15 protein-coding genes are annotated in these 14752 nt (G+C 39.2%); 13 read left to right on the top strand and 2 right to left on the bottom strand.

Annotation, left to right across the window (positions count from 1 at the left end):
- The first annotated feature begins 130 nt into the window (after positions 1-130).
- The 4 genes from IGI82_RS17035 (at position 131) to IGI82_RS17020 (ending at position 1815) form a co-directional block, all read left to right on the top strand.
- Positions 131-622: a helix-turn-helix domain-containing protein gene (locus IGI82_RS17035; protein ID WP_271771894.1), complete on the top strand. Its 492-nt coding sequence runs from the start codon at positions 131-133 to the stop codon at positions 620-622.
- 113 nt (positions 623-735) lie between these two features.
- On the top strand, positions 736-942 hold the full coding sequence (locus tag IGI82_RS17030; RefSeq protein WP_142967669.1) for a hypothetical protein: 207 nt from the start codon (positions 736-738) through the stop codon (positions 940-942).
- A gap of 173 nt (positions 943-1115) precedes the next feature.
- A complete protein-coding gene (locus tag IGI82_RS17025) occupies positions 1116-1409 on the top strand; it encodes a hypothetical protein (RefSeq protein ID WP_375820219.1) in 294 nt (97 codons plus the stop codon).
- Positions 1410-1422: 13 nt separating this feature from the next.
- Positions 1423-1815 carry a hypothetical protein gene (locus tag IGI82_RS17020; RefSeq protein WP_438842550.1) on the top strand — a complete coding sequence of 131 codons (393 nt, stop codon included), beginning with the start codon at positions 1423-1425 and terminating at the stop codon, positions 1813-1815.
- Positions 1816-1976: 161 nt separating this feature from the next.
- Here IGI82_RS17020 and IGI82_RS17015 read toward each other — a convergent pair whose 3' ends face one another.
- Together IGI82_RS17015 and IGI82_RS17010 are read right to left on the bottom strand one after the other, a co-directional pair.
- Positions 1977-2303 (bottom strand): YbjQ family protein, encoded by a 327-nt coding sequence (locus tag IGI82_RS17015; protein ID WP_438842549.1) that lies wholly within the window; start codon positions 2301-2303, stop codon positions 1977-1979.
- Positions 2304-2318: 15 nt separating this feature from the next.
- Positions 2319-3050 carry a MerR family transcriptional regulator gene (locus tag IGI82_RS17010; RefSeq protein WP_438842548.1) on the bottom strand — a complete coding sequence of 244 codons (732 nt, stop codon included), beginning with the start codon at positions 3048-3050 and terminating at the stop codon, positions 2319-2321.
- A gap of 887 nt (positions 3051-3937) precedes the next feature.
- Between IGI82_RS17010 and IGI82_RS17005 the strand changes: the two genes are divergently transcribed.
- The 9 genes from IGI82_RS17005 to IGI82_RS16965 all read left to right on the top strand — a co-directional run bounded on the left by IGI82_RS17005 (position 3938) and on the right by IGI82_RS16965 (position 14744).
- Positions 3938-4288, top strand: coding sequence for an LPXTG cell wall anchor domain-containing protein (locus tag IGI82_RS17005; RefSeq protein ID WP_438842547.1), 351 nt, complete (start codon positions 3938-3940; stop codon positions 4286-4288).
- Entirely contained in the window at positions 4285-5112 is an 828-nt protein-coding gene (locus tag IGI82_RS17000; RefSeq protein WP_438842546.1) for a WxL domain-containing protein, read from the top strand. The genes IGI82_RS17005 and IGI82_RS17000 overlap by 4 nt, the downstream gene beginning before the upstream one ends.
- Before the next feature lie 103 nt (positions 5113-5215).
- Positions 5216-6274 (top strand): DUF916 and DUF3324 domain-containing protein, encoded by a 1059-nt coding sequence (locus IGI82_RS16995; protein ID WP_438842545.1) that lies wholly within the window; start codon positions 5216-5218, stop codon positions 6272-6274.
- A 14-nt stretch (positions 6275-6288) separates the two neighbouring features.
- The gene (locus IGI82_RS16990) at positions 6289-8691 is read left to right on the top strand and encodes a WxL domain-containing protein (RefSeq protein WP_438842544.1); all 2403 of its coding nucleotides are present in this window, start codon (positions 6289-6291) and stop codon (positions 8689-8691) included.
- 60 nt (positions 8692-8751) lie between these two features.
- Entirely contained in the window at positions 8752-10029 is a 1278-nt protein-coding gene (locus IGI82_RS16985; RefSeq protein ID WP_438842543.1) for a helix-turn-helix domain-containing protein, read from the top strand.
- Between the two features lie 59 nt (positions 10030-10088).
- Positions 10089-11573, top strand: a complete 1485-nt coding sequence (locus IGI82_RS16980) for a helix-turn-helix domain-containing protein (protein WP_438842542.1) — start codon at positions 10089-10091, stop codon at positions 11571-11573.
- 161 nt (positions 11574-11734) lie between these two features.
- Positions 11735-12088 carry a DUF7006 family protein gene (locus IGI82_RS16975; protein WP_438842541.1) on the top strand — a complete coding sequence of 118 codons (354 nt, stop codon included), beginning with the start codon at positions 11735-11737 and terminating at the stop codon, positions 12086-12088.
- 533 nt (positions 12089-12621) lie between these two features.
- Positions 12622-14028: an ABC transporter permease gene (locus IGI82_RS16970; protein ID WP_438842540.1), complete on the top strand. Its 1407-nt coding sequence runs from the start codon at positions 12622-12624 to the stop codon at positions 14026-14028.
- Positions 14029-14108: 80 nt separating this feature from the next.
- Positions 14109-14744: an ATP-binding cassette domain-containing protein gene (locus IGI82_RS16965; protein WP_438842539.1), complete on the top strand. Its 636-nt coding sequence runs from the start codon at positions 14109-14111 to the stop codon at positions 14742-14744.
- Positions 14745-14752 lie beyond the last annotated feature (8 nt).

The following is a 14752-nucleotide window of genomic DNA, read 5'->3' as shown; positions in this document are numbered from 1 at the left end:
GTATGTTTCAGGCAAATCGCCAGAAATAGCCAAAAAATCCTCTCTATTCTACTCTCTTTTTCAAGAATTCCTGTTAAATAATAGGTTTTATGTCAAAATGAAGGGTAGAAATGGATGAGGAGTGGTTGAAATGAAAGAAACGATATTAGCAATGAAGCTGAAAGAATATAGAGAAAAAAACAAGCTAACGCAAAGTATGCTAGCAGAATTATTAGAAGTAAGTGACAAGACGATCTCAAAATGGGAGTTAGGTGCTACGTACCCGAGCAAAAAAAATATGATCAAAATAGCCGAAGAATTGGATATCTCATTAGAAACATTACTTTTGGAAGAAACTAAGAAAGACAATGAGGATTTAAAAGTAAGTATCAAGTATGGGGTGATTAGTTTTTGCTTGATCTTTTTTGTCACGATGATCATAACTTCGTTCAATCAAGACTTCAGCAGGATTATGAATCTTTCTATTCAAGAAAAATTAGGCGTACTTTTAACCACCGCTTTAAAATTATTGAGTATCTCTGTGCCGCCAGCAATCATCATTGGCTGCGTGTTTTATTTTTATATCTTCCCAAAAAATAAAAAAGAGAACGAACCATTTCCTCGATTCCGACAGAAATGGTAGATTAGGGTAGAGGAATCAAGTCATGGACAGAAAAACGGCATTTTAGATAAAAAAGCGTGCGCAGTCTGGCTGGTGTGAAAAGCGTATGGATTTTACAAGAAGGAGAGAGCAGAATGGGATTATTTGGTAAAAAGAAAGAAGTCAGAAATTTAACGAAGGAAGAAGCAGCAGAGATCAAAGAAGAAATGGCACGACAAATGCTTTCAAAAAACGAAAATGATATTGGCATGGTCAAGAAAATCAAAGACCTGACAAACATGAGCACAGGACAAGCGAAAGAGCTATTCCTGAAATTCAGGGATGAGTTAACCGAGAGATAGCGGATAGGGAATCAGCCAACACCAGCCTTTCAAAAGGGAGGCAGATTCGCTTCATTGACAGCTTATGCGGTTGAAAAGGATGTTGTAATCTGGTCAGTTAGTATTATAAACTTTGGTTACTCCGTAAAACTTCTATTACAATCAATTTTTTCTTCAAATGGAGGGGCACAACGATGTCGAAAGATTTAAAAAAGGTTTACAGTATTACGATGATTCAGGTAGTGATTTACGTGATTGCATTCGCCATGGCTTTTCTCAATCGTGGGATCTCACCGAACTGGCCCTTCTACTTGGTCCTAGTAGGAATATTAGTAGGATTTTTTATTCCCGAAAAATATCGCTCACAATTTTCTTCGACTGCTCCGGGTATTTTTTTAAAGAACCGTACGCGACGTACAGAAAATATAATCGAACTGACCGTCACTTGTTTCGTCATTTTTCTGGTAATTTATTTAAATCTTGTCTAGAGGGGGTGTGACTATGAATACGATCAAAAAGAAGCGGCGGCTAGGATTGGTGGGTCTTTATTTACTTTTAATTACAGTGTCCGCACTTATACGACAAGTGAAGTACTATGGCATAACGACGATGCTTATGATCATTCTCACTTTCCTCGTACTGGTCATTTTATGGGGGTCTTTGCTTCGTCATAACGTTATTCGTGTCACTTGGACAAGTATGACTTATGAACCAAATCTTCATAAAAGTGAACGGGCGTTTTTGTTTAGCCTCGTTACTTTAGTAGCGCCGGTTCTTAGATTTCATGACCTAACTGTCTATGACCTAATCGTTTCTGTTGTAGCTATATTGGTAGGGATAGCTGGTTTTGTAATAAATGAGCATCGATTAAATCGGAAAAAACAAACGCTATAGTAGAATTTTCCATTTGATCTCAGAAGTGACCGTTTTTATGCGGTCGCTTTTTTAATGAAATAAATGATCTTTTAAGCGCAATGAAAATAAATCAGATCACGGTGATCCGTACCGTGTCTTCTTTATTTTGAAACGCGTTTTATAGAAACATACAAAATTCTCTAGTCTTCAACAACAACCGCTGTTCCACTGGCTGTCACCACAATTAACATAATATCTGAATTTACAAATTGATTGTAACTGATATGCGTACTGACTATGGCGTTTGCTGATAAGCGATGCGCTTGTTCTTCCAACTCCACGAGAGCTAACTTTCTTCCTTTAGAATATTCATCAGAATAGGTAGTAGATTTTCCACCAAATATTCCTTTTATCCCACTTATGGCGTCCTTTACGATGTTCACGGAAATCACTTGTTCATTAAAAATAGCTCCTTTTACTTCACTGATTTTTTGGTCTGCAATGGTCTCGGTTGTTACTAAATACATAATAGATTCCTTCTTTCACAATTTCATTTCTACAGTAAAAATAGTGGCGCTGTTATAGGCTAATGAGCAATTGACGTTTTCAAAAAATAAGAGTTGATTTTGAGAAATATTTCTGACAGACAGCAGTTTGTCCGTTAAAAAAAGGTCGATATTTTGTTTGATACAATCTTCCGTCTCCACGATAAAACTCATACTTGCATAAGTCCCTTTAGTAAAAGCAAATTCCCCTTCTTCCTTTTTACTTTCAAGACAAGGGATATCTTCATTTTCACGATGAACATAAAAAATTTGATCGAGAGAGGATAGATTCATATTATTGGCTTTTATCAAATCCACCTCGCCATTTTCCACAACTGATTCTGGAAAAGAATGAAAATAACGATCGGACCTCTCGAAGAAACTTATTTCGTTTAACTTGTAGGAATTTTGGGCCTCGATAACGGCGTGTACGGTATTTTTTATAGCTAGTAATTCATCGATCTTTTTTTGGATCGTTTGTTCGGCTTCAATAAAAAAAGGTGCCATGTTTGATTGGGGCAAAATGGTTTTGATGGAACGAAGCGAGTACCCAATATTTTTAAAAACGAGAATCTGATAGAGTTTGTAGATATTTTCTTCATCAAAGAAAAAATACCCGTTTTCATTCCGTTCCTTTGGTATGAGCAATTCGATATCAATATAGTGTCGAATGGTGTGTTTCGAAATAGAAAACAATGATGCTAGTTCACTTGTTGTAAGTAATTTCATAAGCAGCCTCCTGAGGATAAGTATATCGTGTCGGGTAACCACACAGTCAATAGCTTATGAAAAAAAGTTTAGATGGTTATATTCAAGTTTCTCTCGGTTGTTTTTTGTAGTGTGTTGAGAGAGGCGTTCATTTATAGTGAGCGATAAAAAATGAGTGATTGAATTGGAACAGCTTGATTGAGTAAGTTAGTAAAATGAATTCTCTGGAAAAAATGGAAATTAGTTTTTTTGAGTTCAATAGGTACTTAGACATGCCAGAAACAACTTTGATTAACTGGATTATGGAAAAAGAGAATAATAAACAATAAGGAAAGTTAGACAGTATAGAAGGACCATAGCTGCCTGAGTGTAAGGAAATGAGAATCAAGAATCCAGATGAAAAGTAAGATTACACTCACTTACCTCATTTGAGAAAGAAACGGAATCGTTAAGAGAAATGGTGCTTTTTGCGAGTTCTTTGATTTCTGCAACAAAGTGCGTTCATGAATGAGCGTGTTATTATCAATTCCTACGACAGAAATATTTTCTGTTTGGGGATTCAAATTACTCGAATCTTTTCTTCTCTTTAGGAAACGACTCGTTAAATAAGTTCTTTGTTTTCAGACGTTTGCGTAAATATGCAGGATGCTATGAAAATATCGATTTTCTTTTTCTGATCACAGCTTGTAATCTAATAGGTGTAAGACAAGCATTAGATGTGCGGTACTTATGTATTAAAGATTATCAATAACCATCGTTTTTTAGAATGGCGATTCTGTATGTATTCTATTTTCTAGAAACCCTAATCTAACAACTTTTTTTCAGACATTCGATTGAATCGAATGTCTTTTTTGTCGTCTTCCCACAAACGATGGTTATTGAGCTGAACCAATAAAGGAGGAGGGAAGATGAAACGAAAGCTGGGGCAGCTATTTGGGATTATAGGTATTTTATTGGCCTTGCAATTTCCAACAACGGTTAACGGAGCTCAAGTCCGCTCTGTAGAAACGGAAGGGATGATCGGCTTTACCGGGGGATATGAACCCATCGGGACGCCTGATCCGAAACCGCCGGAACACATCGTTAAACCGCCCGTACCAACCAAACCTGGCGGTTCCTTACCGCAAACCAATAGTGAGACAACTGTATGGCTCCTTTGGTTAGGGCTTCTACTTGTAGGGATTGTGTTCTATCTAAGAAGACGAAACAAGCAACAACACACCAACGAAAACAAAAAAGAAAGCAGGAGTATTTTATGAAATTTATTCGATTAGCAACGATTGCCGCATTATCAACAACCATTTTAGCCGGGAGCGCAAGTGCCGTTCTTGCCGATGAAGCAACAGAAACAAAGGAGTTACAAGAAGTTCGCAACCTTCCGACCGACGGTCAAGTCGAATTTCGTCCCGCAACGGATGAAGATGATGAAATGGAGATTATTATTCCTGATCCAGACCCAGATGTGGACATTGATCCATTGATTCCAACGGCTGGACCACTCTCTCTGTTAATGGCCCCAACGATGAACTTTGGGACGCAAGTGATCTCAAACCAAAACAAAGAGTACAACATGGTCGCAGAGATGCAACAAAAAGCAGGCACGACGGGCGAAGAAAACAAAGTACCTTATGTCAGTTTCGCTCATGTTCAAGATATCCGCGGAAACAATGCCGGCTGGGATTTATCTGTTTCGTTGAGTGAGTTTGAATCTCAAACCCAAAACAATATTTTAACCGGTGCAGAAGTCGTTTTTGTCGGTTCTCGCATCCAATATGAAGGAACGCCAGAAAATGCCCCTTCTTCTCACGCAGATGGTCTTACATTGAGCCCAACGACAGGCGCCCAAAAAGTGATGACTGCAGGACCAGGCAAAGGTGCAGGTGCATCGTCTGTTGTCTGGGGAAATCAAGCCGAATTAATGGATCAATTTGAAGCAGACGGTTTTGATCCAGAAAATGATGTTGTCGAAAACGGTGCGATCCAATTGCATGTACCAGGTTCTACCACCAAAGATGCGACAACGTATAAAGCAACGTTAACTTGGGACTTAACATCAACCCCAGGAGATGAGCCTGTAAAATAGAACCTGGACTTAGTGAAATTGGTACCTGAATGAACTTGATGAGAAACTCTCGACAGCGTTGCATGCAAGTGTAGCGCTGTTTTTTTAAGAAAGGACGATTGATTTGAACCACCAACGTATCGCTAGTTATCTACAAAAGAACCGGATTCTGTTTTTAGCCCTTGTCACTGTTTTGATTGCCTTGTTTCCAGTGAGTGGAAAAGCAGAAGAGGCGAACTTGAATTTTTACGTCACCCCCGAATTTCCAGACAGCCAAGTAGAAGGATCAACTAGTTATTTTGATCTGAACCTGAAACCAGGTGCCACTGAGTCTTTGACCTTAACACTGCAAAATGCCAGTGACGAACCCATTCAGGTACGAATCACGCCTCATACGGCGTATACCAATGTGCATGGTGTGGTGGAGTATGGGAAAGATGCGGAGGAAGCTGATCCGACCTTACCCTATGCTTTGGATGAAGTGATTGAATCACCGGAGGTGATCGATTTAGCAGGAAATGAGACCAAAACGGTCGACGTTGCTTTACATATGCCTCAGGCTTCTTTTGATGGTTTTTTAGCTGGCGGGTTGCGAATCAGTGAAGTCAAAGAAGAAAGTGAAGAAGATCCAACGGATGAAGAAGGTCTGGCGATCAAGAATGAGTTTGCCTATGTCATCGGCGTTATTGTCAGTAACTCTCGGAATTCAGTCCAACCCGACCTTGAGTTGTTAGATGTGTTTGCGGATCAATTGAACTACCGCAATGTGATCAGTGCGACGATCCAAAACTTCACGCCGACGTTTGTGAACCGCATGGCTGTGGAGGCAACGGTTCAACGAGTGGGCGAAGACGATATTCTCTATGAAGCCAGTGAAGAAATGATGCAGATGGCGCCGAATTCACACTTTCATTTTCCAATTTCCCTAGAAGGTGATCGTTTTGTGGCCGGCGACTATCTCTTAAAACTAAAAGCAACTTCTGGAGAAGAAGAATGGGCATGGGAACGAACATTCACGATTGAGGCCGACGAAGCACGCAGTTTTAACCGTGCAGATGTGACGATCGACTCAAGTCTAAATTGGTGGATGATCGGTGCAATCAGTTTATTGCTTTTATTAGCAGTTGTTCTTCTTTACTTGATCATCAAACGAAGAAAACAAGCAACGAAGCAAGAGAAGTAAGGAGTGAAGGATGTATGATAAAAGTTCGCAAGCAAGCGGCTTATTTTGGCGCAATTCTTTTAATTTTCCAAGCCATTTCGCTGTCTTTGACACAGGCTTATGCCGAAACGGACGACACTGTGGATCCACAATTGGTTGAAGCGTTTCGCTCGCACCAACCGGAGTATCTCAATCTGAACCAATCCATGATTCCTTCGGAACAGGAAACAGAAGTGGTACAAGAGTTTTCATTCATGGATAAGACCTTTCGAACGACAGTGGGACAACCAGTTCTCTTGCGTTTCACGAGTACGTTGCCAGCCAACGAAGTATTGGTGAGGGTTCCCAAAGAAGGGGAAATCGTTGAATCTGAATTTCTAAATGGAGAATCAATTCAACATTCCCACGGGGAGTATTGGACATTAAAAACAAATAAACAACAGACAACATTTGAACTACCGGTTGTCTTTGAAACCGCTGGGCAATATTTTTTGACCGTTGACCATGACGCAGATCATTTCTATCTGGAAGTAGAGGAGGGTAATTCAGAAAACGGGACGATTGATTCAGCTGTTCAAAAAGAAACTGATCTCACTAATCTAGAAGAAATAGATGTGAATGATCAGAAACAAGATATTCAAGAAAAAGATGGAATGAATCATAGTCCAATTGCAATTCAACCAGTGATAGCAGTTGAGAAAAATCTATCTATCCCTGATGAAGTTATTGCGGAAGAAGAAGCGCGTATTTTAAATGAAATAATTGATCCTATTACAAGAGTAGCTAGAGCTAGCAATTGGTCTCAATTTAGAAGTTCGTGGAACTCGTCTACTGTTACGACAATCAATCTTGGTAATATATCTTTTTCTAGTTCCATTTTTGGAGATTCTCTTAATACAAGATCATCATCCATAACAATTAATGGGGGATCTCTGGGATTTGAGAATTCAGGATATAGTTTAGTAATGAGTGGTGTAGCAGGGCTAACTATAAATTCTACACGAATAGTTGATCATCCAGCACTAATTGGAAGAGACTCTCGTACAGCTCCTATCATTCTTCATAATGGGAGTGGGCTAATAGAAATTAATGATTCAAATATTGCTATACAGACTGGTACTGCAGGCTCTGTAATATCTGGTCAGAATATAAATGTAAATGGAGCTATAAGCATTACGTCTGCACAAGCTGTTGGAGCTAGTGCAACAGTGCGTGCGACAGGAATAGAGTTGGTTCGAAGTGGTACTCTGAAAATCATGCCTAATAATGAAGTAGGATGGATTCAATCAACCCATAATTCTGATTTGAGACCTATTCTTTCAAATGCAGGGAGTACAATAATTATTCAAACAAATAGATTTTCTATGATATCAGTGAGAACTGGTGGAGGGAATTCAGGTTTAAATTCATGGAATAGTATAGATGTCATCCTTAGTGGATTAAATGGAGAGACTGTTGTGAATAGCAATAGTAATCCAAACGATTTTAATGAAAGATATCTTACTACGTTTAATAATCCTCTATATGCCGGTATGCTCTTTAATGCTAGTGGTGGAGGATGGGTCCCCCCTCCAACTCAGTCATACAAACTGTTTTTTCAGACAAACATTCTTGAAGCTGGTAATCCTACAGCAAATTCGACAGTGCTAGAACAAGGTGACTCTACTATGATTTTTGCAAATCCAAATGAGGGCTATCGCTTCGTAAACTGGGAAATTGTTTCAGGAACAAATGCAAGAATCACAAATGTAAACGCAGAAACCACGACTTTTACCATGGGCAGTTCCGATGTCGTCTTACAGGCAAATTATGAAGAAGAAGCGACCGATGTCCGTCCAGTGGATCCATTGGATCCAGAAAAAGAAGTCGATCCAGAAAACCCACCGACTTTGCCAGAAGACCAGGGACTATTCAGTATCGATTTCGTGTCCCAGTTTGATTTCGGGGTCCAAGCGATTTCTGCGCAAGACCAAACGTACTATGCCAAGCTGCAACGGCTATTGGCCGAAGACGGCACCGTGCTTGAAGGAGAAGAACGACCGAACTATGTCCAGATCAGTGACCGACGTCCGACCCAAGAACGAGACGGCTGGGAATTATCGGTGCGTCAAAACGATCAATTTACAGACAGAGCAACTGGTCAGGAGTTGACTGGCGCACGCTTGGTCTTACAAAACCAACAGATCGCCTCTGCACAAGGTGGCACCGCACCGGGTCTGGCCCACACCAATCCGATGACCCTAAACCCTGGAGGCGCCAAACGCACCTTGCTAAAAGCCCAAGGTCCCGAAGGGGAAGGGACGTGGATCTATCGTTTTGGTGATGCGGAATCAGCGGATAAAAGTGTCGTGTTAGAGGTACCTAGAGGGGCGACCCCAAGTACTGCCAGTTATCAGACGACACTCACATGGGAATTGAGTTCTGTTCCTGCTAATTAAAGGTAACGAGAAAAGAGCCTCGGCTCTTTTCCTTTTTCATAGAAAGGAGAGAGGGGATAAGTGTCTACGCTCTTTTATCAATTGATCTTTAATGTCAAAACCAAACGTTGGTTTGAACTGTTAGAAGTTTTAGAAGAGACCGAACAAACGACTGCCCCTAGTTTGGTTGAACACACTGGATTCGGTCGGCGTACGATCATGAAAGATATCAAAGAACTCAAAGACTACTTTGGTGAAACCATCCAGCTGATTGGTGATGAGAAAGGCTATCATTTTTCTTTTTTAGATCCGCAAAGTTACTATGAAAAAAAGCAAGCACTGTTGGTCGAAGAAAGCTTGTTTCTTTTCGTGGATCAACTGGCAGCGGGGAAGCAAATGGAGAATTATCAATGGGGCTATTATTTGGATATCCCTGTTGGCAGCTTCAGTCGCATCAAACACCGCTTGCAGGAGATATTACTAACCCAATATGATTGCCAATTAGTTGGGAAACACAATCAGCTGACGGGGGAAGAACCCAGTATCCGGCAGTTTTTGTATGATTTTTATTTTACTTTGCCGTTATATCCGACAGTACTAGCTGATCAGGTACAGCAGATGCAGATGAAAAAAACAGCAATTAAGAGCGGAAAATGGCAATTGGAACCTACGCTTATGAATCAATGGCTGATAATCACGAAACTGCGTGTCGATCAAGACCATCTATTACCTGAACAAACAAATCATCGAACACAACAAGTGGCGCTTGCTGCTGCGTTGGATCAACAAGTAAAAGTTCCCCTTCCTATAAGGGAAAAAGCAGCACTCTTTCTCCTGTCACTCAATGAGCAGCAGTTTCTAAATCCGTTGATTCAAAAAGAGTTTATCCGTATGTTTTCCCCAACGGTTGATATGAGTTTTCCTATAAGAGAAACAGAGGGATTGGCGTATCGTTTATTTGAAACGATCCTACTTCTGATGGAATGTTTCTTTCAATTACCTAAAATTGCTGGCATTGATGATCAAAATCTCGTACTTGGAGAAAAGCAATCTTTATTAGAAGCCTTAATTACTCGCTTTATAGCTGAGCAAAACCAATACAGCAATACTATTTATGTGACCTATCAATTAGCTGGCGCTACTTCTTTGAAACGGTGGATCAAACTGGAAATGCTGGCTGCTTTTCAAGAAGCTGGGTTTTATTTAGTAGAGGCACCGATTTTTATGCAGCCAGGATTTGTCCGTCATGTAAAAGTAACAAATCAGACTTTATTTGAGACGAATCAAGCCACCATCGAGTTACCTCAATTACCAAGTAAAGAAATAATCCAACAAGCCCTCGCTGTCTACTTAAAATAGCGAGGATAACATGGGTTTTACAGGGAATCAAAGCATTATAAAAAAAGTGAGGGCATAGAATGCGTGAACTCCAAATTGCTTTTATTACAAATCCAGTGACTAGGCGATGGATGCGAATATTAAAGATTATTGAACGAGAAGAGACCTTCACGACAACTTCCTTAGCACAACGCTTGGGTATTTCCCAGCGGACTTTAATGAAGGATATTCACTCGATTAAAGAACATTTTTTTGAAAGTGCCGCTATCTATTCTAATAACAGTGGGTTTCGTTTTGAAGAAAAGGACCGTCTCTTGTATCAAGCGAGAAAAGAGCAATTGTTGGAACAAGATGTCCTTTTTGATCTTTTAGAAAAAATATTTTATGGTGAGGAAACAGAACTAGGAGAATTGGCTGATCATTATTGTTATGCTGAAACGACTTTACGCCGTTTCTTAAGTAAAATCCAGCCTATACTAAAAGAATATGGACTATCACTTAGCTTCAATCCAGTAACATTTATAGGGGAGGAAGCAAACATTCGGAAATTCTTCTTTGATTTCTATTACGGTGGAGACTTGACTCCTCAAACGGTGCGACCCCCTCATGGCTTACATCAAGTGGTGCTAAAGGGACTTTCTGGGAAAATAGAAAGGAAAGAAGTAGGAACGGGACTATCGATTGGGGCATTCTATTCGCTGCTGTATTTAACGATGATGCGTGTTCAACAAGGGCAGTTTCTTTCGGTACCAAAATGGGCGCAAGAGCTGGTGTACAAAGAAGCAGATTTTCAGCTGTTACAATTACTTGTTCCAATCATTGAAAGGGCGTACGGCATTATCTTGCCAGATGAAGAGTTAGTATGGTTGCACTTGATTATTGTTTCAAGACGAACCACTAATCGTCCGGATCAAGAGCAACTGTTCTTGACTCATTTCAACCAATGGCCAGAATTGGAAGGCACCGCTACCGCCTATTTTTCAGAAGAATTCTTTGAAGATTGGGATCGTCCCCACTTAGAGACTTTTCTAAGTGCATTCTTGGCTTCTCGAAAACTCAATGATACGCTTTGGCCGATTTGGAACAAACAACAACCAGAGGCAGAACAACTCGTTATTGGTCAAGCAGCTTACGAAAAGAATCGAGTATTTCTAAAAAAACAGCAGGAAAAACTACAATTTTCGGAAGCTTTGTTTGAAGATGTAGTGGTGAGTTTCACAATATTTAGTGAGTTGTTGCTACATGCGCACCAACCTAAAAAAACAATTTTATTTTTATTAGAGGGGGATTCAATGGTCGTCCAAACTATCCAGCTTCAAGCTCAGCGTCTATTGGGTGAGCATTATCAGCTCATTTTTCTCCCCTTACATGAGTTAACAGAAGAACGACTGAAATCCCAGAAAACAGATTTGATCGTAACGAACTATCGTCCATATATTTTTGACTATGGGTTAAGAGAAGATTATATTCTTTTAAACCCGATCCCGCTTGAAAAAGACTGGGTGGGGATCAAACAAAAGTTAAATCCTCTATTAAAAAGTGATTCAACAACAAGCAAGCCTTAAGCAATTAGGTAATAGGACAAAACTTTTCTTATCATCTAACTAGTAAACCACAGGCGATCAGAAATTCTTTCGACAGCTAATTGCTGGAAGAAACCAATAAGGAAAGTTACGATAGAAGCTGTTTTGTATAAATAGACAAATGACAAAAGGAAGGTGAAAAATTGCTGATGATTACAAGTAAAGAAGAGTACTTAGCAGGTTTTTATACTATTTTTAACGAGATAGAAAAAAGAAAAGAACATAAGCAGTTAGCAGTTTACCTGAATGACCAGCTGAACCACTTTGAGCGTTTATTGGAAAAAATATCAGAAGAACGATTCTGGCAAGTATTTCCAGAGCTCCTGGGTATTGATGCAAGAATGAGTTTAGTTGCTGAGCTCATTCGGTTGGATGATTTTTCGGAGGAAGAAATCATTCGCATCGCTGAAAGTGATTATGCGACTTACTTCAAAGAACTTTGCGGCTATGATCTAAGTATGGAAACCAAGCATTCGATCATATTTAATGTATCTTGATTAGAATATAGCAACCTTTAAAAAAGGCCATTCAGAAAACAGTTCTTTCTGAATGGTCTTTTTTTATTCGTCTGATTAGGAACATATTGGGTTTTAGACAGTTCTTCAAAGCAATCTGACAGGTTTTATATACAGGCCTTTCCACTCCTTAAAATAATTCTAGCGAAACGAAGCTATCAAGATGTATCTCATAGCTTTACTTATTAATAAACAATTGCAGATCAGCTTCATTACATTTTGAAGGTAAAGTCTAAATTTCCGTTTAAATTTAAGCGAAGAAAAGATGCGTGTCAAAAGAATGGTGTTTAATCCTGCTGAATAGTGGAGGTATGCATCTAACGAATAATGAAAAGATAGATTTGATAGAAAAAACCATATTCATATTATTCGGAGGATTCAAAAATCAAAATTATTGCAATAAATCTAAAGACTCTACATTTACTACTACGGCTAACTTCATGTAAAACACATATTGACAACATATTCGACTAACGTTCATCCTGTATACTTTCGTTTATTAAAGGAGGAATTTTATGAAATTTTTGAACCGTATTTTCAAAAGTATTGTCAGTCTAAAAAAGAGAACAGCTATTATCGGTGGTTTGTTTCTGGTCATATCGACCTTTTTAATCACAGCTCGACTGACTCAAACTGAATTGCAAAAAGTATTATCCAATGTCCAAAAAGATTTGAACTCGCTAGTGACCATCGAATTGGATTATGAGAAGGTCTTGCAGGCCATGTATTCTGGTGAACTAGAGGCAGAACATGATGTGCTAAATAAAGAGTTGATTGAAAAAATCGAACATTCTAGCTATGTCAAAGAATTTTCTGTCAGTGCAGTGGCACAGTTGTTCACCCAATATTCCGACCGCACACCGAAACACGAGGATAAGGTGCCTGGGGGGATTATTGAACCCACTAATCAGCTTGAAGTTTATGATAACAATAATCCTGAATTAGCGAAGTACCAGTTGGAGATCATAGAAGGTAAGCTTTCTGATGACATCAAAGAAAAGTATCCCATCTTAGTCTCAAAAAAATTTGCGAAAAAAAACAATCTGAGTGTTGGCAACTCTTTAGATCTGGATTTCAATTCCGGTTTTGATGAAGAAAAAGATACTTTGAAAAAAGACGGAATTATCACTGGTATCTATGAATTGGCTACCAATAATCCTCGTCCCTACAAAGAAAACGAAGAGCATCTATTTTTTTCTACGAGGAGTGTCCTCAAGGAAGTGAAAGAATTACAATTCGGGGATAATACGCCATTGATGGCAGGATTTGACAAAATCAAAGTCAGTTTGAACGATCCAATGGATACACAGAAGTTCTTGAACGAACTGGATGCCAATAACAATAAATACCAGCAAATTGCCTTCAAAAGCTCCTACGACCAATACAAGACGATCCAATCAATGATTGCTGACTTTTCTTCAATTTTGAACTTTATCCAACTCTTTTTAATTCTGTTTGCCCTAATCGTCATTGGCTTGATCATGCTGCTTTCTTTACGTGAACGTAAATATGAAGTCGGCTTATTACTATCTTTAGGGGAAACGAAATACAAAATCGTGATGCAAATGTTTTTAGAGGTCTTTATTGTTCTAGTTGTTAGTTTTGGAATCAGCTTCGCCTTATCGACAGCAGTGATAGCCCCTCAAGCAAGTGAGATCATTAATGAGCAGATGCAGTCCTCTATGAAGGAATTAAGTGAGGAGAACGGTCCAAGCATGCCACGAGGAGAAAATTATGTAGAAGACGAAAGTACCAAGCTTAAAACGGATGTTTCGGTTACACGAACCAGTTTCAAAAACTCAGTGGTTGCCTCCTCGATTCTTTTTTTATTGCTTGCAGGAATCACGTGTATCACAACGATTCTGCCGTCTCTAAAGATCGTTAAAAAAAGTCCCAAAGAAATTTTATCGAACAATGAATAAACCAATGAAAAATAGTAAAAGTGCCTACATTTATTCAAGAAAAATTCATGGATTTCATTAATACTAAAGGAGAAGATTTGATGCTCAAAATTACAGATATCAGTTACTCATATAAAAATGAAACGATTTTAGAAAATGTCACTCAGGTGTTTGACTCTGGCAAACTCCATACAATCATCGGCCAATCTGGTGTTGGAAAAAGCACCTTTTTGTCTTTGATTTCCGGTCTGGAATTTTTACAAAACGGGACTGTTGAATTTAAAGGTCAACCGATGACCGATTTAGTTCAATATCGCCGAAAAGTCAGCTATATTTTTCAGTCGCTCAATTTGATTCCTTACATGTCGCCTCTAGAGAACATCACGATTGCTACGAATATTCATAAAGTAAAAAGCACACAGTCACCCAGTAATTATTTGAATAAAGTTGGAATTTGCGGTGATATACAACTAAAAAAATGCCACCAGTTATCTGGTGGGCAGCAGCAGCGAGTGGCAATTGCCCGAGCATTAGCGTTGGATTCTGATCTAATCATTGCAGACGAACCGACTGGCAGTCTGGATCTGGCAAACAGCGAAAATGTTATGTCAATCTTTGAAGAATTACGAGACGCTGGCAAATGCATCATTATCGTTAGTCATGACCTGACCTTCAAAGAGATTTCTGATTGTGTATATACCATCAAAAACGGACAACTGACCTTGCTTAAAGACTAAAGGAGGAG

Source organism: Enterococcus sp. AZ067 (assembly GCF_051715005.1).
In the GTDB taxonomy this organism is placed as follows: Bacteria; Bacillota; Bacilli; order Lactobacillales; family Enterococcaceae; genus Enterococcus_D; species Enterococcus_D casseliflavus.
This window is presented reverse-complemented; position numbering and strand designations above follow the sequence as displayed.